This window comes from Anaerococcus degeneri (assembly GCF_017874475.1).
GTDB lineage: Bacteria > Bacillota > Clostridia > Tissierellales > Peptoniphilaceae > Anaerococcus > Anaerococcus degeneri.
Genome location: NZ_JAGGLO010000004.1, coordinates 86,308 through 112,272, shown reverse-complemented (window position 1 = coordinate 112,272; position 25,965 = coordinate 86,308). Strand labels below are relative to the sequence as shown.

35 protein-coding genes are annotated in these 25,965 nt (G+C 38.9%); all 35 read left to right on the top strand.

Features of this window, described 5'->3' with window-relative positions:
- Positions 1–13: 13 nt before the first annotated feature.
- The 35 genes from J2Z38_RS05745 to J2Z38_RS05565 all read left to right on the top strand — a co-directional run bounded on the left by J2Z38_RS05745 (position 14) and on the right by J2Z38_RS05565 (position 25,722).
- The gene (locus J2Z38_RS05745) at positions 14–1,567 is read left to right on the top strand and encodes a phage portal protein (protein ID WP_209773597.1); all 1,554 of its coding nucleotides are present in this window, start codon (positions 14–16) and stop codon (positions 1,565–1,567) included.
- Positions 1,548–2,690, top strand: a complete 1,143-nt coding sequence (locus J2Z38_RS05740) for a head maturation protease, ClpP-related (RefSeq protein WP_209773594.1) — start codon at positions 1,548–1,550, stop codon at positions 2,688–2,690. The genes J2Z38_RS05745 and J2Z38_RS05740 overlap by 20 nt, the downstream gene beginning before the upstream one ends.
- A gap of 15 nt (positions 2,691–2,705) precedes the next feature.
- The gene (locus J2Z38_RS05735; protein WP_209773591.1) at positions 2,706–3,023 is read left to right on the top strand and encodes a hypothetical protein; all 318 of its coding nucleotides are present in this window, start codon (positions 2,706–2,708) and stop codon (positions 3,021–3,023) included.
- A gap of 11 nt (positions 3,024–3,034) precedes the next feature.
- Positions 3,035–4,081 carry a major capsid protein gene (locus tag J2Z38_RS05730; RefSeq protein ID WP_209773588.1) on the top strand — a complete coding sequence of 349 codons (1,047 nt, stop codon included), beginning with the start codon at positions 3,035–3,037 and terminating at the stop codon, positions 4,079–4,081.
- Positions 4,081–4,425 (top strand): hypothetical protein, encoded by a 345-nt coding sequence (locus J2Z38_RS05725; protein ID WP_209773585.1) that lies wholly within the window; start codon positions 4,081–4,083, stop codon positions 4,423–4,425. The genes J2Z38_RS05730 and J2Z38_RS05725 overlap by 1 nt, the downstream gene beginning before the upstream one ends.
- 3 nt (positions 4,426–4,428) lie before the next feature.
- Positions 4,429–4,986: a hypothetical protein gene (locus J2Z38_RS05720; RefSeq protein WP_209773582.1), complete on the top strand. Its 558-nt coding sequence runs from the start codon at positions 4,429–4,431 to the stop codon at positions 4,984–4,986.
- Positions 4,986–5,471 carry a hypothetical protein gene (locus J2Z38_RS05715; RefSeq protein WP_209773580.1) on the top strand — a complete coding sequence of 162 codons (486 nt, stop codon included), beginning with the start codon at positions 4,986–4,988 and terminating at the stop codon, positions 5,469–5,471. The genes J2Z38_RS05720 and J2Z38_RS05715 overlap by 1 nt, the downstream gene beginning before the upstream one ends.
- Positions 5,461–5,790, top strand: a complete 330-nt coding sequence (locus J2Z38_RS05710; RefSeq protein ID WP_209773577.1) for a hypothetical protein — start codon at positions 5,461–5,463, stop codon at positions 5,788–5,790. Before J2Z38_RS05715 ends, J2Z38_RS05710 begins: the two co-directional genes overlap by 11 nt.
- Positions 5,790–7,214, top strand: a complete 1,425-nt coding sequence (locus tag J2Z38_RS05705) for a phage tail sheath family protein (protein ID WP_209773575.1) — start codon at positions 5,790–5,792, stop codon at positions 7,212–7,214. Before J2Z38_RS05710 ends, J2Z38_RS05705 begins: the two co-directional genes overlap by 1 nt.
- A gap of 11 nt (positions 7,215–7,225) precedes the next feature.
- Positions 7,226–7,741 carry a phage major tail tube protein gene (locus J2Z38_RS05700; protein ID WP_209773568.1) on the top strand — a complete coding sequence of 172 codons (516 nt, stop codon included), beginning with the start codon at positions 7,226–7,228 and terminating at the stop codon, positions 7,739–7,741.
- A gap of 64 nt (positions 7,742–7,805) precedes the next feature.
- Positions 7,806–8,183: a hypothetical protein gene (locus tag J2Z38_RS05695; RefSeq protein WP_209773566.1), complete on the top strand. Its 378-nt coding sequence runs from the start codon at positions 7,806–7,808 to the stop codon at positions 8,181–8,183.
- Between the two features lie 154 nt (positions 8,184–8,337).
- Positions 8,338–11,184, top strand: coding sequence for a phage tail tape measure protein (locus J2Z38_RS05690; protein WP_209773564.1), 2,847 nt, complete (start codon positions 8,338–8,340; stop codon positions 11,182–11,184).
- A 3-nt stretch (positions 11,185–11,187) separates the two neighbouring features.
- The gene (locus J2Z38_RS05685; protein ID WP_209773562.1) at positions 11,188–11,403 is read left to right on the top strand and encodes a tail protein X; all 216 of its coding nucleotides are present in this window, start codon (positions 11,188–11,190) and stop codon (positions 11,401–11,403) included.
- Positions 11,400–12,440: a phage late control D family protein gene (locus tag J2Z38_RS05680; protein ID WP_209773560.1), complete on the top strand. Its 1,041-nt coding sequence runs from the start codon at positions 11,400–11,402 to the stop codon at positions 12,438–12,440. Before J2Z38_RS05685 ends, J2Z38_RS05680 begins: the two co-directional genes overlap by 4 nt.
- A gap of 2 nt (positions 12,441–12,442) precedes the next feature.
- The gene (locus tag J2Z38_RS05675) at positions 12,443–12,847 is read left to right on the top strand and encodes a hypothetical protein (protein WP_209773558.1); all 405 of its coding nucleotides are present in this window, start codon (positions 12,443–12,445) and stop codon (positions 12,845–12,847) included.
- A 16-nt stretch (positions 12,848–12,863) separates the two neighbouring features.
- Positions 12,864–13,256 carry a phage tail protein gene (locus J2Z38_RS05670; protein WP_004829072.1) on the top strand — a complete coding sequence of 131 codons (393 nt, stop codon included), beginning with the start codon at positions 12,864–12,866 and terminating at the stop codon, positions 13,254–13,256.
- Positions 13,257–13,266: 10 nt separating this feature from the next.
- A complete protein-coding gene (locus tag J2Z38_RS05665; protein ID WP_209773556.1) occupies positions 13,267–13,584 on the top strand; it encodes a GPW/gp25 family protein in 318 nt (105 codons plus the stop codon).
- The gene (locus J2Z38_RS05660; RefSeq protein ID WP_209773555.1) at positions 13,577–14,704 is read left to right on the top strand and encodes a baseplate assembly protein; all 1,128 of its coding nucleotides are present in this window, start codon (positions 13,577–13,579) and stop codon (positions 14,702–14,704) included. The genes J2Z38_RS05665 and J2Z38_RS05660 overlap by 8 nt, the downstream gene beginning before the upstream one ends.
- Positions 14,697–15,431: a phage tail protein I gene (locus J2Z38_RS05655; protein WP_209773553.1), complete on the top strand. Its 735-nt coding sequence runs from the start codon at positions 14,697–14,699 to the stop codon at positions 15,429–15,431. Before J2Z38_RS05660 ends, J2Z38_RS05655 begins: the two co-directional genes overlap by 8 nt.
- A 16-nt stretch (positions 15,432–15,447) precedes the next feature.
- Positions 15,448–16,308, top strand: coding sequence for a phage tail protein (locus J2Z38_RS05650; RefSeq protein WP_209773551.1), 861 nt, complete (start codon positions 15,448–15,450; stop codon positions 16,306–16,308).
- A gap of 2 nt (positions 16,309–16,310) precedes the next feature.
- Complete coding sequence (locus J2Z38_RS05645) at positions 16,311–16,565, top strand: hypothetical protein (RefSeq protein WP_209773549.1); 255 nt, start codon at positions 16,311–16,313, stop codon at positions 16,563–16,565.
- Positions 16,549–16,941: a four helix bundle protein gene (locus J2Z38_RS05640; RefSeq protein ID WP_209773547.1), complete on the top strand. Its 393-nt coding sequence runs from the start codon at positions 16,549–16,551 to the stop codon at positions 16,939–16,941. The genes J2Z38_RS05645 and J2Z38_RS05640 overlap by 17 nt, the downstream gene beginning before the upstream one ends.
- A 277-nt stretch (positions 16,942–17,218) precedes the next feature.
- Positions 17,219–18,337 carry an RNA-directed DNA polymerase gene (locus tag J2Z38_RS05635; protein ID WP_209773546.1) on the top strand — a complete coding sequence of 373 codons (1,119 nt, stop codon included), beginning with the start codon at positions 17,219–17,221 and terminating at the stop codon, positions 18,335–18,337.
- On the top strand, positions 18,318–20,027 hold the full coding sequence (locus J2Z38_RS05630) for a DUF6273 domain-containing protein (protein WP_209773544.1): 1,710 nt from the start codon (positions 18,318–18,320) through the stop codon (positions 20,025–20,027). Before J2Z38_RS05635 ends, J2Z38_RS05630 begins: the two co-directional genes overlap by 20 nt.
- Positions 20,028–20,041: 14 nt before the next feature.
- Positions 20,042–20,263: a hypothetical protein gene (locus J2Z38_RS05625; protein ID WP_209773542.1), complete on the top strand. Its 222-nt coding sequence runs from the start codon at positions 20,042–20,044 to the stop codon at positions 20,261–20,263.
- Positions 20,263–20,406: an XkdX family protein gene (locus J2Z38_RS05620; protein WP_209773541.1), complete on the top strand. Its 144-nt coding sequence runs from the start codon at positions 20,263–20,265 to the stop codon at positions 20,404–20,406. The genes J2Z38_RS05625 and J2Z38_RS05620 overlap by 1 nt, the downstream gene beginning before the upstream one ends.
- A gap of 10 nt (positions 20,407–20,416) precedes the next feature.
- On the top strand, positions 20,417–20,728 hold the full coding sequence (locus J2Z38_RS05615) for a hypothetical protein (protein WP_004829050.1): 312 nt from the start codon (positions 20,417–20,419) through the stop codon (positions 20,726–20,728).
- A complete protein-coding gene (locus tag J2Z38_RS05610; protein WP_039931287.1) occupies positions 20,721–21,092 on the top strand; it encodes a hypothetical protein in 372 nt (123 codons plus the stop codon). The genes J2Z38_RS05615 and J2Z38_RS05610 overlap by 8 nt, the downstream gene beginning before the upstream one ends.
- 8 nt (positions 21,093–21,100) lie before the next feature.
- A complete protein-coding gene (locus J2Z38_RS10535; protein ID WP_225304630.1) occupies positions 21,101–22,603 on the top strand; it encodes a glucosaminidase domain-containing protein in 1,503 nt (500 codons plus the stop codon).
- Between the two features lie 10 nt (positions 22,604–22,613).
- Positions 22,614–23,015, top strand: coding sequence for a hypothetical protein (locus J2Z38_RS05590; RefSeq protein ID WP_209773539.1), 402 nt, complete (start codon positions 22,614–22,616; stop codon positions 23,013–23,015).
- A gap of 172 nt (positions 23,016–23,187) precedes the next feature.
- Positions 23,188–23,391, top strand: a complete 204-nt coding sequence (locus J2Z38_RS05585; RefSeq protein ID WP_209773537.1) for a hypothetical protein — start codon at positions 23,188–23,190, stop codon at positions 23,389–23,391.
- A gap of 59 nt (positions 23,392–23,450) precedes the next feature.
- Positions 23,451–23,831 (top strand): hypothetical protein, encoded by a 381-nt coding sequence (locus J2Z38_RS05580; protein ID WP_209773530.1) that lies wholly within the window; start codon positions 23,451–23,453, stop codon positions 23,829–23,831.
- Positions 23,832–24,024: 193 nt separating this feature from the next.
- Positions 24,025–24,225 (top strand): hypothetical protein, encoded by a 201-nt coding sequence (locus J2Z38_RS05575; RefSeq protein WP_209773529.1) that lies wholly within the window; start codon positions 24,025–24,027, stop codon positions 24,223–24,225.
- A 101-nt stretch (positions 24,226–24,326) separates the two neighbouring features.
- Complete coding sequence (locus J2Z38_RS05570) at positions 24,327–24,665, top strand: PfkB family carbohydrate kinase (RefSeq protein WP_225304629.1); 339 nt, start codon at positions 24,327–24,329, stop codon at positions 24,663–24,665.
- A gap of 64 nt (positions 24,666–24,729) precedes the next feature.
- On the top strand, positions 24,730–25,722 hold the full coding sequence (locus J2Z38_RS05565; RefSeq protein WP_209773527.1) for a sugar kinase: 993 nt from the start codon (positions 24,730–24,732) through the stop codon (positions 25,720–25,722).
- Positions 25,723–25,965 lie beyond the last annotated feature (243 nt).

The following is a 25,965-nucleotide window of genomic DNA, read 5'->3' as shown; positions in this document are numbered from 1 at the left end:
GACAGGTGGTACTATGGGACTATTTGATATACTAAAACCCAACAAAAGGAAAAACGAAGCCACTAGAAGGGAAATAGAAGCCCTAGCACTAGGCAGGGTAAAAGAGATTTTGAATTCCGGATACAGCAACTACGGAGCTTCTAGGAGTAAAAAAAGCCTTATAGGTTGGAGAGCGGACGGCGGAAGCCATAAAGAAGATATAGAAGACAACTTAACAATATTAAGGCAAAGAAGCCGTGATCTTTTTATGGGCGTGCCACTTGCCACAGGTGCAGTAAAAACTTGTAGAACTAATGTAGTTGGCGGCGGTTTACTTTTAAAAAGTCAAATCGACTACGAAGCTATAGGAATTTCAGCCAAAGAAGCAAGGAGCCTAGAACAAAAAATCGAAAGAGAATTCAAGCTATGGGCGGACAGTACAAGCTGCGATATAGAAAGATTTGATAATTTCTACGAGTTGCAGCAGCTAGCCTTTTTAAATTGGCTAATATCCGGCGACGTTATAGTTTTATTACCGACAACAGAAAGGGTGGCCATGCCCTACGATTTAAGAATACAGCTAATAGAAGCGGATAGAATTTCCACACCTAAAGATAAAAGCCAGGATAAAAATATTATAGATGGCGTAGAAAGTAATAAAAGCGGCGAAACAATAGCCTACTATATATGCAACAGGCACCCAAACTCTAAAGACTTAACAGAAAAAGAAGAGTGGGTAAGAGTCGAAGCTTACGGAAAAAACACCGGTAGAAAAAACGTACTACACCTAATGAATCGTGAAAGAATAGGACAAAGAAGGGGCGTGCCACTTCTTGCCCCAGTAATAGAAAGCTTAAAGCAGCTAGGACGATATACAGAAGCCGAGCTAGTAGCTGCGGTTGTAAGTGGATTGCTAACAGTCTTCATTGAAAAAGAAAGCTATAGCAGCGAACCACCATTCGGACAGATCGTGCCAGAAGAAGAACAGGTAGACAGATACACAGAAAATTCTATCGAACTTGGACCAGGGGCAATTATAGACCTTAACGAGGGCGAAAAAGCAAACATTGTAAACCCAGGTAGACCAAACGCAGCCTTTGACGGCTTTGTTACCGCTATTTGCAGGCAGATAGGCGCAGCCCTTGAAATCCCTTACGAACTTTTACTAAAAAATTTCAATGCTTCTTACAGCGCTTCAAGGGCAGCACTTCTTGAAGCTTGGAAATCTTTCAGAATGTACCGCGAGTGGCTAGCAGCGGATTTTTGCCAGCCGATTTATGAAGAATGGCTAACAGAAGCAGTAGCAAAAGGTAGGATTGAAGCGCCAGGATTTTTCGGCGATCCGCTTACAAAGAAAGCTTATTGCGGCGCAGAATGGAACGGCCCAGCCCAAGGGCTACTCAATCCGACCCAAGAAGTAGCGGCAGCACAAAAGAGGGTAGAGAATGGATTTTCAACACGCAGCAAAGAAGCTAAAGAAATGAACGGCACGGACTACTACAAAAATATCAGTCAATTAAAGCAAGAAGAAGAACTGATACAAGAGATTAGAAAGGAGATTCCGAAAGTTGAAGAAGAACAAAACTAAAAAAGCTTGGAACTTCGCAATGCAAGAAGAAGGAATAGCAGAAGTAACAATATACGGAAATATAAGCGACAAAATAGATTGGGAACTTGGAGAGATTAACCCGGAATTTTTTTCAAGCGATTTAGCCTACTTAGAACAAGAGGATATAAAAACTTTAATTATAAGAATTAACAGCGCAGGCGGCGACGTTTTCGCAGCTACAGCTATTTATTCGAGATTAAAAGAATTCAAAGCTAAAAAGATTGTTAAAATCGACGGTTGGGCCGCTTCGGCAGCTACAATAATTGCTATGGCAGGCGACGAAATTGAAATAGCACCTAATGGTAGCCTTATGATTCACGACCCACTATTTGGCCTTGAAGGTTACTTCAACGCTAAAGACTTAACAAAGTATATAGAACAATTAGAAACAATCAAAAAATCAATCATAAACGCATATAAGACGAAAACAGGCAAGACAGAAGAAGAACTAGCACAGCTTATGGAAGCGGAAACATGGTACACAGGCCAAGAAGCAGTAGACGCAGGATTTTGCGACCGCTTAATGTTTGAAGAAGCCGACGTAGCAGCAACCGCCGACGGACAAATAAAAGTAAACGGGGTACTTATGGTATCCAACTTTAAGAATTTACCAAATATGGTATTAGATCATAGCCAAAACCACCACGCCAACGGCAATGATTTTAATATAAAATCCAACGAAAGAAAGGAAGTAAAAGCAATGGACGAAAACAAAGAAACAGCAACTACTACAGAAAACGAAGTAAAAGAAATTAAAACTGTAGAAGAACTAAAGGAAGCTTATCCGGAGCTTGTAAAAGAGATTGAAGAAGCAGCAAAGAAAGAAGAATTAGACCGCTTACAAGCTATAGAAGAGATTGCAGCACCAGGCGCAGAAGAGATTGTAAACGAAGCGAAATTTAAAACTAAAATTACAGCAGGCGAAGTAGCAATCAAAATATTAAATGCCCAAAAGCTAAAAGGACAAAACTATATAAAAGATAGAGAAAAAGACGTTAAAAATTCCGGTATGGATAAAGTAGAAGGCAGCCAAGGACAAAAAACAGAAGAAAGAAACGAATTCTTGGAAGCTATAGACAAAGCGTATCCAAAAACAAAGTAAGAAAGGGGACAAGTAATGTACGAAATTAAAAAAGAAAACTACGAAGGCGACAACATTTATGCGGGAGATTTTCCTGTAGAAATCGAAGTAGTCGAAGCAAAAGAAGATATAGGAAAAAATACTGTAGTAGCCCTAACAGCTGGCAAGCTAGCTAAAATCACCGCCGAAAATTTAGGCGATATATACGGAATTACAGTAGATGAAGCGAAGGCTAACGAAAAAGTGGCCGTATATCTTACAGGCGACTTTAGAGCAGACGCACTAGACTATGGCACAGCCACAGTTGACAAAGTAAAGGCGCCACTTAGAAAGATTTCAATATTTATTAAGTAAAGGAGAAAAAAATGCCAGATTTATTTGAAACAAAAACTTTAGGAACCCTAGTAGAGAGATTGCCAAGAACTTCTACTTTTATAAGAGATACATTTTTCAGAAACATTGAAACTTTTCCGACAAAAAGAATCGATATAGATTTTGTAAAAGGAAATAGAAGGCTAGCGCCATTCGTACACCCAATGATTGGCGGAAAAACAGTACCAAACGCAGGATACCAAACAGCAAGCTATGAGCCACCACTTATGGCACCTAATAAAATTACTACAGCGGAAGAACTACTGAATAGATTAGCCGGAGAAAATCCGTATTCCGGAAAGACAGCAGCAGAAAGAGCGGTGGAAAAATTAGGAAAAGATATGGCGGAACTTGAAGATATGATCACACGCCGCGAAGAGTGGATGGCAACCCAGGCAATATTTACCGGAAAAATTCCTGTAATTGGCGCTGGCGTTGAAGCGGAAATCGACTTCGCGTTTGAAAACAAAGAAGTTATAAGCAAAGCGGCCGAAAAATGGAACACCGACACAGCCGACCCAATAGCAGATATTAGAAAGTGGAGATTAAAGGTACAACAAACAGGCCATGTAAACTGTAACGTTATGATTATGTCTTCGGACGTAGTGAATTACTTCCTAAACAATAAAAAAGTACAAGCCTTACTTGATACTAAAGCTTACGACCTTGCAGCAATTACACCTAAAGAGCTACCAAACGGTGCTACCTATGTAGGTACAATAAACGAATTCGGACTAGATATTTACGAATACAACGAATTCTATTTGGACGATTGGACAAACCCAGATAAGCCAGAAGATAAAGCCCTAGTACCAGAAAAGACAATCGCGTTACTTTCTACAAACGCTAATTACAGCCGTTGCTATGGTGCAAATACAATCATTGACGAAGAAACCAAAGGCTTTGTAACTGTAGAAGGAGAGATGGTGCCAGAAACTTGGGTAGAAAGAAACCCAGCAAGAAGATTCGTACAGCTAAATTCAAGATTTATTCCTGTACCAACCGAAGTTGATTCTTGGCTTGTAGCAGAAGTCTATTAATGGACTTCAAGTATCAAGCGGGCCAGGATATAAAAAAAGTTTTCCACAATTCCGGTGAATTCGCCGAAATTACAGAATTTTATTTAGACAACGAACCTATAGTCGCTAAAGTAGTTTTAGACTACAGCGAATATAACGACAGGAAAAAGGCCGGACGTTCCGAAAAAGACAACGTCGAAGGCCTTTACAATGTCGAATTGATTATGTATATATCACTTGAAAGTCTAAAGAAAACCCCTAGAAAAGGCCAAGAAATAGAAATCAATAACGAATTTTACACCATAGGAAAAGTCAAAAACGAAATGGGAGAAATTATTTTATATCTTGAAAGGCTAATGGAATAAAAAATGATTACAATTAACCAAGAAACAGTAGATAAAATAAGCGACCTTTTAGCCGAAGTACCAAATGGAACAGAAAGGGCAATGGCCAGCGCAGCAAATAGGGCTATAGCAAAGGCAAAAACTGAATCTTTTAAAGGCGTTACTAAAGAATATAAAATCAAAAGAAATGTAATAGCAGAATACACAAAAGACAGTATAAAAAACGCTACTACTAGCGACTTATGCGCAACACTAATATTTGCTGGTAAACAGATTCCACTATACAAATACAGCTTAACAAAGCCGACGCACCCAGGGCCAGGCAAAGTATTTGCCGGACAAAAAACAGCGGTATATCTTGAACACGCCTTTAGAAATCAAATATCAGCAAAGAAAGAAGGAATTTTCGAAAGAGTAGGGAAATCAAGGCTACCAATTAAGCAACTAATGGGTTCCTCTATGCGTTCTATGGTTAGTAATTCTGTAGTAATGGACCAAGTCTACAAAGAAGCACAGGAAACATTCGACACTAGGCTAGAACATGAAGTAGAAAGATTATTGGCGGGGTATGGGGGTAAATAATGACACCGACAGTTTTAATGGAAGCTATAAAAGCTTATATACAAGAAAAGACAAAAGATATAATGCTACCTGTAAAAGTCAATAGGGGCGAAGATCCAAAAGAAAGACCGCCAGGCGTTTACTTAATGAATCTACCTAAAAAGCAAGATGAAATACAGCAAATACCCTATATTTTAATTAAATATCTTACAGGAAGGGACGACGAAGCACCAGGAGAGCCGGACGAAGCGCAAGCTTCAATAAGAATCATTGTAGCGACCTATGCAGAAGACGCAGAAGAAGGATCTATGGCGCTTTTAAATATTATGTCAAAACTTAGATATAATTTTCTAAAAGACGAAGAGATCAATCAGCAATTCAGGCTTGTACCACCGCTAGAACATATCATATACCCGGACGATACAAGGCCTTACTACTTAGGCGAAATGATGACGATTTGGACTCTACCACCAATAAAAAGAGAGGTAAATTTTAATGGCTATTAAAGACGAAAAAGCAAAAAAAGTAATTGAAGAACCAATTACAGCAAAAGCAGTAGAAGAAGAAAGAACTTATTGCTACATTGGGCCAAACTTACCAGATGGCGTTTTAAAGAAAAATTCGCTAATCATAGGCACAAAAAAAGCAATAAAAGAAAAGTATAAAAATGAAATTGAAAAGTATAAACAGCTAGAACAATTAATCATACCAGTAGAAAACTTAGCGGAAGCAAAAGCGAAGGTAGAAAGCGACGGTAATATTTTAAACAAATATTACAGAGATATTGCTTCTACTGTAGCAGCTAACAAAGAAGGGGGTAAATAATGGCCTTTCAACACGGAATCAGAACAAAACAGATTGAAACTTCAATCAAAACACCAGTAACAGCCGGTAGCGGTATAGCCTTTGTAGTTGGTACAGCACCAATTCAAGCAGTAAATGGCAAAGTCAACGAGCCTATAATGTGCAATTCCTATGCGGAAGCAGTCAAAAATTTAGGATATAATGATAATTTTGACTACTACACACTATGCGAAGTAATGTATTGCCACTTCGTTTTATACGGAGTAAGCCCAGTTGTCTTCGTAAATGTACTAGATCCTACAAAACACAAAAAACAGGTTGAAGAAAAGCAATATCCGGTTAATGATAAGCAGGTACTACTACCAATTGAAGCACTAGCAGAAACAGTAGCAGTAAAAGGCCACGAAAAGGGCCAAGACTACGACCTAATGTACACAAACGACAATTTAGTTCTTGAAATCTTAGACGGTGGCAACATAGGACAAGAAACAGGCGAACTTGCTATAGCCTTTGAAGCAGTAGACCCAACAAAGGTTACCGAAAAAGATATTATAGGCGGATACGAGGTATCAACAAATCAATATAAAGGCCTAGAGCTTATCGACAAAGTTTTTGCAAAATATGGAATAATTTCAGATTTAATCTTATGTCCTAAATTTAGCAAAAAAAGCACAGTTGCTGCGGTAATGGCTACAAAGTGCGAAAATATCAACGGAATCTTTGAAGCACATGCAGTAGTAGATTTAGATTCAAGCGAAGTAAAAAACTATGGAGATACAACCGAAAGAAAGAAAAAAGATAATATCTTTTCGAAGTATCAAATTCTTTGCTGGCCAATGGTTAAGCTAGGAGATAAAAAATTCCACTTATCAACCCAAGCGGCCGCAAGAATGGCTAAAACCGACGTAGACAACGATTTTTGCCCAGCAGAATCACCAAGTAACAAATCTATAAAAGTTGACGGGGCGATTTTAGAAGATGGCACAGAACTACTTTTAGATGTCAAAGAAGCAAACTACCTAAACAGTCAAGGTATAGTAACAGCCATTAATTTTATAGGTGGATATGTACTATGGGGCAACCAAACAGCTTGCTTCCCAGCAAATACCGACGTAAAAGATTACTTCATTCCTATAGGCAGAATGTTTGGGTGGGTAGGCAACAGCCTAATTCTTACCTATTGGTCTAACATAGATAAAAAAATGACACCTAGATTCGTACAATCAATCGTGGACAGTATCAATATTTGGCTAAATGGCCTTATATCAGAAGGAAAACTACTTGGTGGCCGCGTGGAATTTAAGCCAGAAGATAACAACCTAGTAGAGCTTATGGCAGGCAAGGCAACTTTCCATGTCTACCTAACACCACCAAGCCCAGCACAAGAAATAGTCTTTGCCCTAGAGTACGACCCAGACTATGTAGTAGCAGCTTTCCAAAGTTAAGGGGGTAAAAAATGAAAATAGACAATGGAACAATAAATTTTAGCGTCTACGAAGGCGCAAACGAATTTTTAGGCATGGCAGAAGCAACCTTGCCGGAAATATCTTCAATGACAGAAGAAATCAAGGGCGCCGGTATAGCGGGTAGCTTTTCCGGACCTTATACAGGCCAACTTGAGCCGATGAGCCTTACACTTAATTTTAGGTCAACAACCAGGGCGGCAGTACAGCTTTTAAAACCTATAGCACACCAAATAGAATTAAGAGCAGCCCAACAAAAATGGGACAACAACGCAGGTAAAAACATTGTAGAGTCAGTAAAACACGTTGTAGTTGCAAATCCAATCAAAATGGCACCTGGCAAGCTTGCTTCAGCAAGCCCAACAGATGGCAGCGGAGAATACAGCGTATCTTACTACGCGATATTTATTGATGGTAAAAAAGTAGTAGAGATCGATATAATCAACTTTATTTACTATATAGACGGCGTTGACTACCTAGAAGACGTTAGAAAAGCACTAGGAAAATAAAAATATAAAAAACATAGCCAAAAATGGCTATGTTTTTTATTTAGATTAAAAGGAGAATTCAAAAATGGAAAATATAAAAAAAGCAATAGACGTAGCACCAGCAGAAGATGGCCAAACAAAAATAAATATAGAAGTTGATCCCAAGAGATTTACAGTTTTGAAGTATAAGCTTACCGAACCGTTTGAGTATGAAGACAAAAAATATGATGAACTTATACTAGATTTTGGAAAACTTACAGGAAATGACGCACTAGCGATAGAAGAAGAGATGGAAAAGCAAAATATTTATGTCGTAGCTCCCGAAACTTCAAGATCATATCAAATAAGAATGGCGGCAAAGGCAGGCGGGTTCCCACATCAAATTGCAGGAAAAATGTCCTTTAGAGATTTTAATAGGTTGGCAAATGCAGCGAGAAATTTTTTAATGGGGCAGGCGTTGTAAGCCCACAATACTATAGAGAACAAGCTATGAAGCTTGCTATATTTACGCATACGCCAATTAGTTATTTTTTAGATCTTACAATGTGGCAACTTACAAAGATGATTAATACGGCGAACAAAATTATAAAGGAAGATGAGAAAAGAGGGGGTCGCTAATGTCGCGTGAATTTGAATTACTTTTTAAATTACAAGCAAGTCTAGGCCCTAAATTTAGAGATTCTTTCAGCCAGGCCAAGAAAGCCACTATAGAGCTACAAGAAAATATTTCCAAGGCTAATAAAGCAGCAGGAGATATTACAGGGTACAAAAAAACACAATTAACCTTAGATACAAGCATAGCTAGACAAAAGCAATACAAAGAAGAACTTGCAGCCTTAGAAGCCGAGCAAAAAAAAGCAGGCGGAAGTTCTACGCAGCTAGCAGCAAAAATAGCCAGTAAAAGGGAGCAGCTAGAAAGGGTTAATATAAAAATCAAAGAAACTAGCGATTCACTTAGTCAATACGAAACAAGGCTAAAAGAAGCAGGCGTAGACACCAATAATCTTTCAAAAGAGAGCGCAAGGCTTGCAGAAGAAGTAGAAAAAGCTAGGACAGCCCAAGAAAAAGCAGCAGCAAGAATGGCGGCCCAGGAACGCAACAATGAAGCAATTTCTAAAACTAAAAAAGAACTTGCGGGCGTTATTGGGGTAGCAACAGCAGTAGGAACAGCCCTTTATGCGGGACCAGTTAAAAGCGCTATGACGTTTGAATCTTCTATGGCAGATGTCGCAAAAGTTGTCGACGGGTTAAGAGATTCAAGCGGAGCGTTGACGCCAGAATACGCAAAAATGAAAAGCGAAATCTTAGACCTAACCAAAACAATTCCAATGACAGCGAACGAGCTTACAGAAATTGCGGCAGCAGCAGGCCAAGCGGGAATAGCAAGAAATGAAATTTCCAAATTTACCGAGGACGCTGCGAAAATGGGAATTGCGTTTGACGTAACAGCAGATCAAGCGGGCGACTATATGGCAAAATGGCGTACTTCATTTGGACTTACCCAAGAACAAGTTATAGAACTTGCTGACAAAATAAACTATTTAGGAGATACTTCCGCAGCACAGGCAAGCCAAATAGCAGGAGTAGTAACGAGTGTAGGACCGTTAGGAGAGGTTGCAGGATTCGCAAGCGGAGAGATTGCCGCAATGGGCGCAACCCTTATAGGCGTCGGAGTACAAGAAGAAGTAGCTTCAACAGGAATTAAAAAACTAATGACTACCATGACAGCCGGAGATTCAGCAACAAAAAAACAGAAAGAAGTTTTAGAAAAGCTAGGATTTTCAGCAACCGAAATGGCAGCAAGAATGCAAACGGACGCAAAAGGCGCAGTTCTTGACTTAATGGCAGCCTTCCAAAAATTACCAGAAGCCGAGCAGGCCGCAGCACTTAAAAACTACTTCGGTCAAGAATCAATAGGCGCACTAGCGCCACTTCTTACTAACCTTGACTTACTAGAAGAACAATTTAAAAAAGTTGGAGATAAAGCAAAGTACGCAGGAAGTATGCAAGCAGAATTCGAAAGCAGATCTAAAACCACCGAAAACGCCATACAACTTGCCAAGAACGCGTTAAGCAGGTTATCGATAAATATCGGTTCGGCTTTCCTTCCTTATGTAGCCCAGGCAGCAAATAAGGCCGCAGAATTTACGGGAAAGATTGCGGAATTCGCTGAGAAAAACCCGAAAGCAACAAAAACCATAATGGCGGTTGTAGGTGGACTATTAGCACTTAGAACAGCAGGCTTAGTCGGCAAATTAGGAATCTTAGAAGTTAAAAAATCCATATACGGCGTAGTAGATATAGTTGATAAATTGAAAAAATTAAACATTGCTGGCGGTATAGGCAAAGTCAAAGGAGTTCTTACAAGCGTTGGAAGTGGATTTGCAGCAGTTGGAAAAGGTCTTATGGGAATTGTATCAAGTGTAGGAATTGTGCCAATAATAATTGTTGCGGTTATAGCCGGACTTGTCCTTTTATGGACCAAATGTGAATGGTTTAGGGAAGGTGTTATAAACATATGGAACAATATCAAAGAATTTACAATCAGCACTTGGAGCAGTATCAAAGAATTTTTTAGCGGTTTATGGAACGGTTTATCCGAAACTTGGACAACTTCTTGGCAAGCAATAACAGCTTTTCTATCCGAATTATGGACAGGATTTATAGGAAGTGTACAAGGAATTTGGCAAGCTATAAAAGATTTCTTTTCAAATATATGGACAGGAATTTCAGAAACTTGGCAAGCTACATGGCTATTTATAAGTCAATCAGTAATGGCTATACTAAACGGAATGGGCCAGCAAATAGGAATAGTGATTGGCGGAATAACAGGCGTATTCCAAGGATTAATTCAATTTATAACCGGCGTATTTACCGGAAATTGGGCTAGCGCTTGGGAAGGAGTAAAAAGTATATTTGCAAGTGCTTTCAACGCCTTAGTAGGACTAGCAAAAGCGCCAATAAATGCGGTAATAGGCCTTGTAAATAAAGCTATAGGAGCCTTAAACGGAATTAAAATTCCTAGTTGGGTACCAGGAGTAGGCGGAAAAGGAATCAACATTCCAAAAATAGCCACACTATGGAAAGGTTCGGCACACGCGCCAGATACATTTATAGCAGGCGAGCAGGGGCCAGAATTAGTAATGGGCGGCGGCGGAAGCAAGGTATTCACAGCCCATACAACAAAAGGTATTTTTACAGGCTTAAAAGAATCTTTTATTTCGGCAAAAGAAATGCTAACAAATTTCCCAAAACCAAGCTTTGCACCAGCGCCAGGAATGGCAGTCGCAGGGGTAGGGGGCGGAATAAATATTCATATAGATAGCCACCCAGCGTTCTATATGATGAGCGGAGATCCAAACGAAATGCAAAAAATGCTTGCCGAAAATAATGAAAATATAAAAAGAGAAATAAAAGAAGAAATAGCAGATCACGAAGAAAACAGAAGAAGAAGGAGGTACTAAAACTTGCAAGAAACATATATAACAATAGCGGGCGATAAGTGGGATACCATAGCTTATAAGACCGTCGGAGATTGCGAAAAAATGGACCTCTTTATAAAAGAAAATATAAAATATAAGGAAATTTTTATATTTCCGGCAGGAATTGAAATAAAAATACCTTATATACCAAAAGAAGATAACTTAACTTTGCCACCTTGGAAGAGAGGTGGCAAAAGATGAGTGCAAAATACGCCAGAAGAGCCAAACTAGAAGTCAAGTACGACGGGGCGGATATATCAAAAGACCTAGCAGACTACCTAAATTCCTTGACTTATACAGATAATGAGGAAGACGAGAGCGACGACTTGCAGATATCCGTAGGAGATAAAGAAGGAAGGTGGGCGCGTGATTGGTTAAAACAAACAGGATTTGGAAAAGGTGGAGAAATTGAAGCGAGCATAATTCAAATTGACGAAGATCTAAACGAAAGAGAATTAAAATGCGGAAAATTTAAGGTGGATACCGTGAACGAAAGCGGCCCGCCTACAAAGGTAACATTAAAAGCTAGCGCAATTCCTACCGACTCAAAGATCATAGCGGAAGAAAAAACCAAAGCTTGGGAAAATATAAAATTATCAGCTATTGCAAGTGATATAGCCGGTAAAAATAAACTAAAAAGCGAGTTTGAAAGCGAAGAAGACCCACTATACGACAGAAGAGAGCAAAGCAAAAAAAGTGATATAGAATTTTTAAAAGAACTATGCAAAGACGCGGGAATCAGTCTAAAGGTTACCGACAAAAAGATAGTTCTTTTTGACGCTTCGAAGTTCGAAAAACTACCCCCTATTGACACTATAAAAAGGGGTGAAAGTAATGTTTTAAGGTGGACGTTTGGTACAAACTTTATAGAAGCGGGCTACAGCAAGTGCGAAGTTACTTACACCGACCCAAAAACAAAAGAAACTATAAAAGGAGAATTTAAAAATCCAAAAGCCGACCAGTCGACGGGTAGGGTTTTAAAAATCAATACCAAAGTCAAAGACAAAGCAGAAGCCGACAAACTAGCCAAAAAACAATTAAGAGAAAAAAACAAAAAAGAAACCCAGGCAAGCTTGGAAGTAGTAGGCAATATCAATTATGTAGCAGGCGTAAACCTAAAAATTGACGGTTGGGGTATTTACGACGGTAAATACATGATTCAGTCGGCCGACCACAATATTTCAAATGGCGGATACAAAGTATCCCTATCATTAAGAAAAGTTTTAGAAGGTTATTAAAAATGATTGACTTAAACGAACAAATCAAAATTGGAAAAGTATCAAGCGTTGACGTTGGAAAAAGAACGGCGCGTGTAATTTTCGAAGACCAAGAAGATATGGTAAGCGCCGAATTAAAAGTTCTAATAAACCACCCGCTTATAAAGATTAGCAAAAAAGACAACGGCGGAAATTGGAACGGAGTAGGAGCCTACAATTCGGAGCCTAGAAATTTAGGTGGCGACAGCTACAAAAAAGAATTACCGGATACAATCAAGCTAAAAAAAGTTATCACCTACCAGGGCGAACCACATACACACGAATTAAACGTGGAAATTCACCCATGGTTACCTTATGTAGGCCAGTTCGTTTTATGCGCTTTTCCGTCAATAGGTGCTGGCGACGGCTTCATACTAGGCGGATTTTAAGAAAGGGGGCTAAAACGTGGCACTAATCGGAGCGTTAGGAGATATAACTTTTCATGTATCAAGAAATGCCATAAAAACCTTTGATAACATGAAGTGGGAATCCGGGGCGAAATATGCGTCGCATGACGTACACTTACAAGCCCCAAAACTAGAATATACAGGAATCGAAAGTGATAATATTAGCTTTGATATGTCTTTTTCCGTTTTTTATGGAATAGATCCTGTAAGAGAAATAAACAATATAGCAAGGGCAAGGATAACAGGCGAAGTAATGCGCCTAGTAATTGGCAATAAAATCTATGGCAGAAGGTGGGTAATTACTAAAACTTCTAAAGACCTAGAAAAATTTGACAATCGCGGCAACTTACTTTCAGCGAAGATAAATATTTCCTTGCAAGCCTACAATTAAGGGGTGCAAAATGGAAATCACAATAGAAAATCAAGATTCACAAATTAATTTATTTCCAAAAAACCTTATAGAAGAAGTAACACAAAATGTACAGATGATTTTGATAAGCCCTAAATATAGCGTACCACTAGATAGAGATTTCGGAACGAGCCATAAGCAGCTAGACACACCAGTAAACGTGGCACAGCCTAAACTTATCATGGAGATAGTCGACGCTATAGAAAAGTACGAACCAAGGGCGGAAATTACAAAGATTAATTTTAAAGTAGACGAAGCAAAAGCAGGAAAACTTATACCTGTAGTGGGGGTTAAAATAAAAGATGAGTAGCGAAAGAAAAAAGCCCGATATTCAGTATGTAAACACGGATACAAAAGAGCTAGTAAACCTACTGATAAAAGGCTACGAAAGCATAGCAAATAAGAGATTATACCCCGCCGACCCTTTAAGGCTTTTTATTTTATGGGTAGCAGATATTATGGTGCAGCAGCGCGTACTTATCGACTATTCGGCCAAGCAAAATATACCGAGATTTGCCGAAGGTAAATACTTAGACAACCTTGTAGAATTTCTAAATAACACAATTAAGAGATTGCCACCACAGGCGGCTACAACTAGAATTAGGTACACGCTTTCTACAAAGAGAGAAACAGCGACAGTAATTCCAAAAGGCAGCAGGTCAACAGTAGATGGCAAAATATTTTTTGAAACCACAAAAGACCTTGTAATCCCTATTGGAGAAACCGCAGGAGATATAGAAGCGGTATGTACGGTTGTAGGAGAGATTGGAAACGGATTTTTGCCAGGTCAAATTTCAAAGATAGTAGATTTTGTACCTTATCTTGAAAAAATAGAAAACCTTACAGCGACAGCGGGCGGAGCAGATACAGAAAGCGACGACAGCTTATACAGCAGGTACAGGGAAGCCCTATCGACTTATAGTACAGCAGGGCCGGAAGGCGCGTATAGATTCTATGCGAAAACCGCCAACGCCAGTATAGCGGACGTGAAGACGGTATCGCCTACACCAGGAGTAGCCGAAATTAGGGTGCTTATGAAGGATGGAAGATTGCCAGAAGAAGAAACTATAAAAGCTATAGAAAAGCTTCTATCCGCAGAAGATATAAGACCACTAACAGATAAGGTAGTAGTCAAGGCGGCGGATAAAGTAAGCTACAAGATAGATATAAGCTATTATGGATTCAAACACGGACAACTTAGCGCCGAAGGAATAGAAAAGGCTGCGAAATATGCGGTAGAAAAGTACAAGGCTTGGCAAAGCGAAAAAATGGGACGAGATATAAACCCATCAAAGCTTAACCAAATGCTTATGGAAGAAGGTATCAAGCGTGTAGAGATAAGGCAGCCACAATTCAAAGCAGTAAGCGACACGGCAGTAGCAATAGCAGAAAGTACAAACCTTATAAACGGGGGCGTAGAAGATGAATAGGATAGACAATTTCGAACTTACGAAGACTATTCCGCCAGCTATAGCAGAAAACGAGGATATAAAGGCACTTGGAAAACTAATATCGCTTGAATTACAAAAAATTAATACAGAGATTCCAAAAAACATTATTTTTTCGCGAATCGACGAGTTAGACGAAGACACCCTAGATATACTAGCTTACGACCTTAACGTTTTATGGTACGACTACGACTATAAGCTAGAGATAAAAAGGGAAATCATAAAAGATTGTATAAAGATATACAGAAAACTTGGAACGCCTTACGCAGTAAAAAGGGCGCTTGGAAATATTTTTCCAAAAACCACTATAAAAGAATGGTTCGAAACAGGCGATAAGCCTTACACTTTTTCTATAGAGATTAATGCGTCGGAAAATGGGGCGCCAGCAAACTTGCAGGAAATGGCCCTTGATAGAATTAGGTATTATAAAAATTTAAGATCACACTTAAATAAAATAACCTATATCATGGAAAGCAAGGCCAACTTATACGCAGGCAGCGCAGCCCTTATTGGCAATACTTTAGGTATATATCCTTTTACGCCAGAAGATATTATCCAATCCGGAAGGCTATATATAGGAGCGAGCGAGGGAATAGGGCAAGAAGTGAAGGTTTATCCTTATGTAAAAAGAGAGATTCCAAATACCAGGTTTATTGGCTTTGCAAATTGCGTGATTTACAGAATCGAAGTAAGCGTAAAACCAAAATAAGAAAGGAGCAAAAACAATGGCAAAATACGGTTCTATAGTAACCACAAAAGGAAAAGAAAAAATAACAAAAGCAATCCTTGAAGGCAAAAAGGTAAATATTACCGAGTTTGCAGCAGGCGACGGGGGCGGCGAATACTACCAACCTACAGAAATTCAAACAGCACTTAACGGCGAAAAATGGCGTGGAGCGGTGCAAGAATGTAAGGTAAACCCCGACAGCCCAAACCTAATAGAGATCATAGCGGTAATTCCACCAGATGAAGGCGGATTCACAATAAGAGAAATTGGAGCCTTTGACGACGACGGAAATTTGATTGTTATTGCAAATTGCCCGGATACCGAAAAAGTAATCATTACTACAGGCGCAGCAGGCGAAGTCAAGCTAGTAATTTATATGGAGATTGCAAACGCCGAGGTGATCGAACTAAAAGTCGACCCTTTCACAGTATCAGCTACAAAAGCCGACCTTGAAAATCACGACAGGGACCCAGGCGCACATAAAGGGCAATTTGCAGATAACGGACAATTTATTTCACACGTCGGAAATCAAGATATACACGTTACACCAGGAATGGTGGCCAACTATGACAAGGCCTTTATAGGACTATCCGAGCATATAGAAAACTTAGAAATACACGTTACAAAAGGCCAGAAAGACGGTTGGGAAAACGCAAAAAACAAAGCAGAAAAGAACGAAGCGGGCCTATTATCGCTTGGTATAGACTTATCAGATATACAAGGAAAATTAAAAAGGCTAGAAGATGGAGTATTCAACGATATTACCGGCAATCCTTTTACGGTAAATTTCAAAGACCTAGAGGGAATAAAACTAATTAAAGGTAATTACAATAAAAGTAAAAACCGTATAGAGTGCTAAAAATGGAAAAACACGCAGCAACAAAGAAAGAAATTTCTTGCATAGTTGCACACCTTTTCCAAAGCTTAGAATTGCCGTGTAAAGAGTGTAGCGAAGATACAGAAGCAATTATCATAAAAGGCGAAACTTACAACGGCAAAAAAGCGACAATGTATATCAAAGAAGAAGGCGTGTTTTATCTTGAAGGAGATAAAGAGATCGAGGAAGAACTACAAGCTATAAGGGGCGGCAGGTGCATATATGATAGAAATAGATAAAGACTTTCAGCTACTTACAAAGGCGAAAGACCTTGCAAATCATACTATAAAAATTACTGATAATCCAAGGAGATTTCCGAAGAAGTACCGCTTTACCTTTGTAAACCGTATGCAAAATATAAGTTTGGATATATACGAGCTTATAAATGCGGCAAACGAGCTTAACACAAACGATAAAGAAGCACTAAAAGAAAGATTGAAATTACAAAACTTAGCGATAACAAAGTGTAAAACTTTGTTATTTTTAATTACTCTATGCTTGGAAAACGAAAATATAGGTATTGACGACCGCCAAGCCGAGTATTGGGCTAGGTATGTATTAAATGTCAAAAACATGGCCGTTAGCTGGCACATGAAGGATAAACAAAGAAAATAAATAAATTTGGGGAATGGCTTGTAACGTCCAATTCGTACAACGTCCGCAATGTCAACAGCGACGGTTCTTTGAACTGGAACAACGCGTACAATGGCAGCAATGGCGTTCGCCCGCTTAGATAGTAAGTTCGACCGAGTAAGCGAAAGCAGAAAGCAATACCCTATCAATCAAAGGAAGCCATTTCCCACCGTAAAGGTAAACACAGGATAATTGATACCCAAGCACCGCACAAAAAAGGTAAGACGGGCAAGGAGTTATACACAATTAGAGATAAAAAATGAAATATTATAGAGATCTAACAGAATTCGAGAGTCTACGCAAAGGCTTTAACAAAGCAAAACTTGGTAACAGGGAAAAAGAGAGCGTAGCCCGATTCGAAAATAACCAAATAGAAGCTATTTTATACTTACAATATCTTTTAAGGACGGGTAAGTACAAAACTTCGGAATACTACGAATTTTACGTCTACGAACCCAAGAAAAGACTTGTAAAAACAAATAGCTTTAAAGATAAGGTAGTACAACAGGCGCTATGCGAAGAGGTGGTAAGACCTATCCTAAAAAATGTACTAATCAAAGATAATTACGCTTCACAGCCGAAGAAAGGAACGCACTTTGGACTAGAGAGATTACAAGGCTTTTTAAGAAATTACTATTTTTCAAGAAAAGCAAAAATAGAAAAAGAGCGAAGAAGCGAAGGGAAAAGGCCAAGCAAAGAGGATATAAAAAGCTATTCTACAGGATATGTTTTAAAATGCGATATAAAAAAGTATTTTTACAACATACAGCATAAAGAATTAAAAAGAATGGTAAGAAGGTATTTCCACGAACAAAACGTCAGATGGTTAATAAACCACATTATAGATTCAGACGTGGACCCGGGAATTCCTATAGGAAATCAGCTTTCACGATGGCTAGCCTTATTATTTTTGAATGAAATGGACCATCTTATAAAAGAACGCTTAGGAATAAAATATTATGGCAGATATATGGACGACTTCTACTTGATCCACGAAGACAAAAACTACTTAAAGTATTGCTTAGGAGAAATAGAAGAGTATCTAAAAGGAATTGGACTAGAACTTAATCAAAAGACACAAATTTTCCCGCTTCGCCACGGTATAGATTTTCTAGGATTTCACACCTACTTGACAGAAAGCGGCAAAGTAGTTCGAAAGTTAAGGCGTGGTAGCAAAAATCGAATGAAAAAGAAAATCCGTAAGTATGCAAGCATGCTTGAAAAAGGAGAAATTACACCAGATGAAGTGGAAAAGTCTTACAAATCATGGAAGGCGCACGCTTCGCACGGCGACTGTTACTACCTAATAAAGAAAATGGACCAATACTACAATCAAAAAATCGTAAAGGAGAAATCAAATGGCGCAAAAATTAAGTAATTTGCCGGTGGGGGCAAAGGTCAAAGACAATCTTTCCAAATACAATGGCAAGCCTATAATTTGGAAAATTGCAGATAAAAATCACAGCGGATACCCTTCAAATTCAGTAACGCTAATTTCCGATAAGATAATATCAATAAAATCCTTTGACGGAAAAGAATCAAGAAACAGCGACAGCAACAGGCAAAGTTACGGAAATAATAATTATAAGTATTCAAACTTGCTTCAATGGCTAAACAGCGACAAAAACTCTTGGTACACAGCCCAGCACGGAGCCGACGCACCACCAACAAGCGGAAATACAACCTATAACCCATACGACAGCGAGCCAGGATTTTTATATAACTTTTCAAAAAACTTTAAAGAATCCATACTAGAAACCAGCCTAAAAACTGTTAGGCACAGCCTAGACGGTGGCGGAAGCGAAAACGTAGTTAGTAAAATGTTTTTGGCTTCGACTACAGAAGTTGGCCTAGCTAACGAAGGCGGAACCGCAGAAGGTAGCAAATTCCCTATATTTGATAGCGATACAAGCAGAAAAGCATATCTAACCCAAGAAGCAGTAAACAAAAACAACTATAGCAGTGCAAGCACTTCTAGTTCTTGGCATTGGTGGCTTAGAACCCCTTATACGTCCTATTCGTACCGCGTCCGCTATGTCAACAGCGACGGTTCTTTGTACTGGGACTACGCGTACTATGGCAGCTATGGCGTTCGCCCGCTTTGCAATCTACAATCCGGAATCTTGGTATCTAACGATACAGATTCGGACGGAGCATACACCATAGAGTGGAATCAACCCCCTACAACACCAACAGGAATTACAGTACCAACAAAAGTACAAGCAGGGAAAACTGTAGAAATTACTTGGGGCAGTTCGACCGACCCAGAAGGAAATTCGGTAGGATATACACTTGAAAGAAAAGTAGACGAAAGAAGCTACGACAGGATATACAAGGGAATCAACAGAAGCTACAAAGATAAAATCACTAAAGGGTGGCAAAAAGTAAGCTACAGGGTCAAGGCCTACGACAATTACGGCTTAGAATCCGGCTACGCTACTTCCAACGAAAGAATGGTAAACAATAACGAAGACCCGGTTATAAATTCAAATTCAAGCAGTAGCCTTGGAACAAAAGCCGGAGCCTTTAGCCTTGCTTATAGCGTTACCGACCCGGACGCAGGGCAAAGCCTAACCGTCAAAGAATATCTTAACGGGGTAGAAAAAAGGAGCTTTACCGCAACTTCCGGAACTAACTATAATTTTAATATTTCAAGTACAGAATGGCTAGAAATACTAAACGGAGAACAAACTATAAAAATTATAGCTACTGATAGTGAAGGCGGACAAAGTGAAAAAGAATTCAAATTCTCAAAGAACGAAACCGAAATTCTTTTCGAGTTAAAAAATCCGCTAGATTCCGACGCAATGGTAACAAAAGCCTTGCTAACACTTATTGGAAAACTTCCAAGTGGAGCAGTAAGCAAAATTGAAATTTGCAACAATGGATACGACAAAAACCCAACTTGGGAAGATGTAACTTTGAAGGTGGAAAAGGGTTCTAAAATCTTTTTATCAAACAAAACAAAAACCGCTAGCAAGTGGGGCGTGAATATCCGCGTATCAGTCAAAAGAAACGGAGCCGAAGGCGAGTGCTACATTTCTTCTACTGGCGGTAACTTTGAGTAGAAAGGGGGCCTAGCATGGCAGTAACACACAGGAAAGATTCGATAATTGGAATCAATAAAGAAAAAGCCGACAAACAGAAAGGCTTTATGGCAGTTGGAAAACAAATTGCCAAGATTACCGTAGACGTGAACGAAAAAGAAAAAATCATAGAAACTTTAGGCAAACAATTTGCAATGCAAATGCTAGAAATTAGTAGACTAAAAAAAGAAATTGCAGAATTAAAAAGGGGTAAATGATGGACTTTTTAAAATTGGCTTGGGAATATCAATGGATCACACTAGAAGAGTTAAAAACTCTAGTAATAACAAAGGCTACACCTTGGGGAGATATTACCCCGGAAGAATTCAAAATAATTACTGGCCAAGAATTCGAACAATAAGGCGGCCGCTATGAATGAAGCGAACTTAATAATTGGCTTGGTTGCTACCGTGATAGGTATAATTTCGACGGTAATCGCATACCAAAAAGGGTTAAAAACCGAGTCAAAAAAAGACGGTGAAGAGTCAGCAACAATTAGTCAGCAAATATCACATTTAAGCGAAGCTATAAACGAGATCAAGTCGACTACAAAGGAAACTAATCAATCTATTAGCAAGTATGCCGAAAGAATTATAAAACTTGAAGCGCAGCAATTAAGCACAGAAAAAAGGATAGACAGCATAATGAACTTAATTAATGAAAGGGGCAATCAAGTTGTATAAATTAGCAATTACATTTTTGCTAGGTGCAGCAAGCTTCTTTTTAGTAACTTTTTGTCTTAAAAAAATCTTAGAAAGCAAAAAGAAAAAGGGAAATAAAGGCGGAAGGAAACCGGAATTCAAAAAGATAGTGGTTGCTTCCGTCTTAACCACCTATTTTTTAGGGGTAGGATTTGGGGCCTATATAGTTTTTAAGTATGACTATAGTCAGTTGGCCCCTTGGCTTACCTTTATAGGCGCACCAACTACAGGCGCCATACTTTCTTATTGCTATGTAATTAGGACAGAAAATGCTATAAAATTGAAGCAGCTTTACCCAGAAGAAACAGAAGGTTATACAGTAGACGTAAATAACACAAGTGTATAGGGGGCAAGATGAATAATAAAGAATTCATAGCTAAAATAGGGCCACTAGCAAGGGCGGAAGAAGAAAGAAGCGGAGTATTAGCAAGCCTAACTATAGCCCAGGCTATACTAGAAAGCGGTTGGGGCAAATCCGGACTAACCGTAAAAGGTAACGCACTTTTTGGAATTAAGGCTGGCAGCAACTGGCACGGAAAAGTTTATAACACTAAAACCCAGGAGTGCTTCGACGGAAGAAACTTCGAAACCATAACCGCAGGATTTAGGGCCTACAATTCTTGGGCGGAATCAATCAAAGATCATAGCGAACTACTAACCGGACTTAGCAGGTATAAAAAAGTAGTGGGCGAAAAAGACTACAAGAAAGCTTGTAGAGAAATTCAAGCCGCAGGATACGCGACCGACCCTAACTATGCAAATAAATTAATACAAATTATAGAAGAAAACAATCTTAACCAATGGAACGCGGCTACAAGTGCTGCGGGAATAGGAGTAAGTGGGAAAATGAATGTAAATGATTTTATAAAAAAGCTATATAATATAAAAAATAACTACAGGACAATATACGCTTGGGGGTGCTTCGGCGGAATAATGACAAATTCCATGGTGGAAAATAAAGCCAAGCAATACCCATATATGTATGACGCAGCCACAAAAGCAGCAATGAAGAGAGCAGGCAGCCAAGGAGCCTTCGGCTTTGATTGCGTCAACCTAATTAAAGGTATTCTTTGGGGTTGGAATGGCAACAGAAACGCCACTTGGGGCGGCGCAGTCTACGCAAGCAATGGCGTTCCGGATATTTCAGCGGACGGAATGATAAATAAGTGTATAGGAGTATCCTCAAACTTTAATAACATACAGCCAGGCGAAGCAGTTTGGCTTCCGGGCCATATAGGCGTATATGTAGGAAATGGAAGGGTTATAGAGTGTACCCCAAAATGGACTAATGGAGTACAGGAAACCGCGCTTTTAAACCACGGACCTATAGCAGGACTTAACGGCAGGCGTTGGAGTAGGCACGGAAAAATTCCTTATATCAACTACAATGCCGGATACCAACCAGAAAGCCCAAGCCAAGGCAGCAAGAAAACTAACACAGAAGTAGCAAAAGAGGTGCTAGCCGGAGCTTGGGGCAACGGAAACGAAAGAAAATCTAACCTAGAAGCGGCAGGCTATAACTACCAGCAAGTACAAGCCGAGGTAAACAGGATTTTAAGCGGAGCAAAACAGCCAGAACCTAGAAAATCGGTATCAGAAATAGCAAAAGAGGTGCTAGAAGGTAAGTGGGGCAATGGATCCACACGAAAAAGCAAGCTTGAAGCCGCAGGATACAGCTATAACCAAGTACAAGCCGAGGTAAACAGGCAATTAAGAAAGCCTACAAAGTCAGTAACCGAGGTAGCAAAAGAGGTTATAGCCGGAAAATGGGGTAACGGTAACGAAAGAAAAAGAAAACTTCAAGAAGCCGGATACAACTATAACCAAGTACAAGCCGAAGTAAACAAATTAGTATAAGGAGAAAAAAATGGAAAATACATTAAATACAGCACTTACAGCCTTAATCATAGCAGTAGTACCTATATTAGCTACTTTTATTGCTAATGTTTTAAATTACCAAGCCCAAAAGCTAAAAGAAGAAAACAAAGGAACAAAGCAAGAACAGCTAAATAAATATATAGATCTTGCCACAAAAACAATAATCGACGTAGTAAAAGCCGGAGCGCAAAAAACAGTAGATACGCTTAAAAAGAACGGCCAATTTACAAAGGAAAAGCAAGAAGAGGTATTCAACGAAGCCAAAGAAGAAATAATAAAAATTCTTTCAGAAGACACAAAAAAAGCACTTGAAGAAGCTTACGGCGACGTGAACGCATGGCTAGAAAACACAATCGAAGCCGAAGTAAAAAATTTAAAATTATCCAAATAGATATACTCACTTTACACTAAAAAGGGGCTTAGCGTCTAAACGCTAGGTCTTTTTTAGTGCTTAAAAAATTTTTAAAAAAACTTTTCAAAAAGCCTTGACAAAATTATACGCTTAGCGTATAATTTAAATAGAAAGTAAGAAATAAATAAAAAAAATTTAAAGGAGATCAAAGATGAAAAAGAACTTAACAATCACAAACTTAAACGCAACTTATTACGACGAAGCAATGAACCAATACACACTAGAATTTTTTGACGGTACTCTAGTAGATGTAGACGCAAGCGTATTTGAAGGTAAAGAAATTGATGAGTGGTTTTTCGACGATGAAGAAAACTTTAACCTAGCTATGGAAAATGGAGAAATCAGAGAAAAGTAAATAATAGCCCCGCAAGGGGCTTATGAAAATACACATTAAATTATAAAGGAGATTAGAAAATGACAAGAGATATTTATATAGATGTTGACGTAAAGGTTAGCGGTCAAGATTTGCTAGATATGTTTAGAGAGGTTGATTACAACGGAGAACCTGAACACGAGGTTGTAAGACTTGAAATCAACGAAGATGGTGAATCCCACTTTGTTGATGATAATTGTAGCGAAGATGATGATACAGTTTATACTCAAACATACGAAAGAAGCGAGTGGTTAGAGGATCCCGACGAAGAAGTTATTATGGAATATTGGATTCATGCACTTAATGAATTTTATCACGGCAACCCTATCGAGATAGACACAGAAAGATATACCGAAGAAAGCGAAGATGGCGAAGAGGAATATGTTGTAAAACATACTAGATTTTGGATTGAATTTTGTTAAAGTATAGTCTATTAAAAGATTGTGGGAATTTTGGTATTAAAAAAGCCCTCATTTAGAGGGCTTAATTGCCCCGCTTATGCGGGTATAAAATTATTTGCTCTTAACTTTTAAAAAGTAGAGCCACCTCCGCTAATGCGGATAACTTTTACAATTTAATTATAGTACAATAAATAAAAAGTGTCAAGGAGTGTATATGACGAAAAAAAAGACAAGCGAAGCCCAGGCGAGGGCGCGCGACAAGTGGGACAGCAAAAATAAACATAATAAGACAAAAAGAAGTTACAGAAGCGGCTGCAAAAATTATATACTTAAATACGCCGATATAGAAGAGCTAGAAGAGGTTAAAAGTTGGATAGAAAAAGCCGAAGAAAACATGGAAAATAGCGAGGGTTAAGGGCCTTGCTATTTATATGTAGTTATTAATTTATCCCTAAGGGACTTGACGTAACAAGCGGCAAGCTAGATGTAGAAGCCTACCACGAAATCTTCAAACAAATGAGAGAAGAATTTGGTTTTGATATGATAGCTTCATCACTTAGAGAATCATACTCAGCAAGCGACAATGGTTGGTCAGCCTTAATTTATGATGGCAAAGACTTCCACAAAGCTCCACAATATGACGTAAGAATCGTAGACAGAGTAGGTGGCGGAGACAGCTTTGCAGCAGGATTAATTACAGGTCTATTAGACGGCAAATCACCTGCAGATGCCCTTGACTTTGGTGTAGCAGCATCAGCTCTAAAACACACCATCAAAGGTGACTACAACCACATGTCTAGAGAAGAAGTAGAAGTTCTAGTTGGTGGAGACACATCAGGAAGAGTACAAAGATAGATATCTAAATAAGGCAGGGTGAGTCTTCATCCTGCTTGTTTTTTTATAAAAATCGAGGTGGAAAATGAAAGATAAAATAGTATGCATGGGAGAACTTGTCCTAAGACTCTCTCCACCGGGTTTTGAGAGATTAGTCCAGGCTGAATCTTTCAGACCTATCTATGGGGGCAGTGAAGCCAACGTAGCCATAGCCCTAGCCAACCTTGGCCAAAAAGTAAAATATATAACAAGGCTACCTGACAATGAAATAGGCTATGCAGGCCTAAACAACTTAAGAAACTACGGTATAGATATGGACTATACAGCCCTAGGTGGAGACAGGATCGGAATCTACTTTGCAGAAAACGGCATAGGCCTTAGGGCATCAAAGGTAATTTATGACAGAAAACACTCAGCCATGAGTAAGGCCCAATACTTTGAATATGACTGGCAGGGGATATTTAAGGATGCAAAAATATTTTTCCTATCAGGAATCACAGCAGCCCTATCAGAAGAAGGCAGGGAACTTACCACCTATGCCATAAAAAGAGCAAAAGAATTTGGAGTAAAAGTCATCTTTGACCTAAACTACAGGGCAAACCTCTGGCCACTCGAGCAAGCGGCTGCCTTTTATAAAACAATCCTAAACGACGTAGACATCCTAATAGGAGTCCTCCCAACACTTCACCCATCATTCAAGGGAGTATTTGACAACGTAAGTCTATCAAATATGCTAATAGACCTATACAAAAAATACGATCTAGAATACGCCATATCAACAATCAGAACATCCTACTCAGCATCAAGAAACTCCCTATCAGCAGGAGCTTATTGTGGGGACGAATACATAAAGACCCGTGCCTACGAATTTGATATAGTAGACAGGATAGGAGGAGGCGACGCCTTCGCAGCAGGCCTTATAAACTCACTATTCAAAGGAAACGACATCTACGACGCCCTAGAATTTGGAGTAGCCCTCTCAACCCTAAAACATACCATGGAAGGCGACTTCGCAATTTTCACAGAAAGACAAGTAAGGTCTCTAATATCAGGCAACAAGAGAATGATGTTCCATTAAAAAATCACAAGACGCCAAAGCTAAGAAAATAGATTTGGTGTTTTTTGTTGGATTTTTAAGATTGCTGGATAAAATTTTTTAAAAAAAGGAAAAACATATTAAATTTTTTAATAAATTATGTAAATATAGAAAATAAGTGGGAATTATGTTAAATTTTCAAAAAATAAAAAGCATTAGTAATTTTTAAATTTCAACAATAAGGCATGGTTAGTCTTTAGCAAAATAAAATAAATATGAGAAACA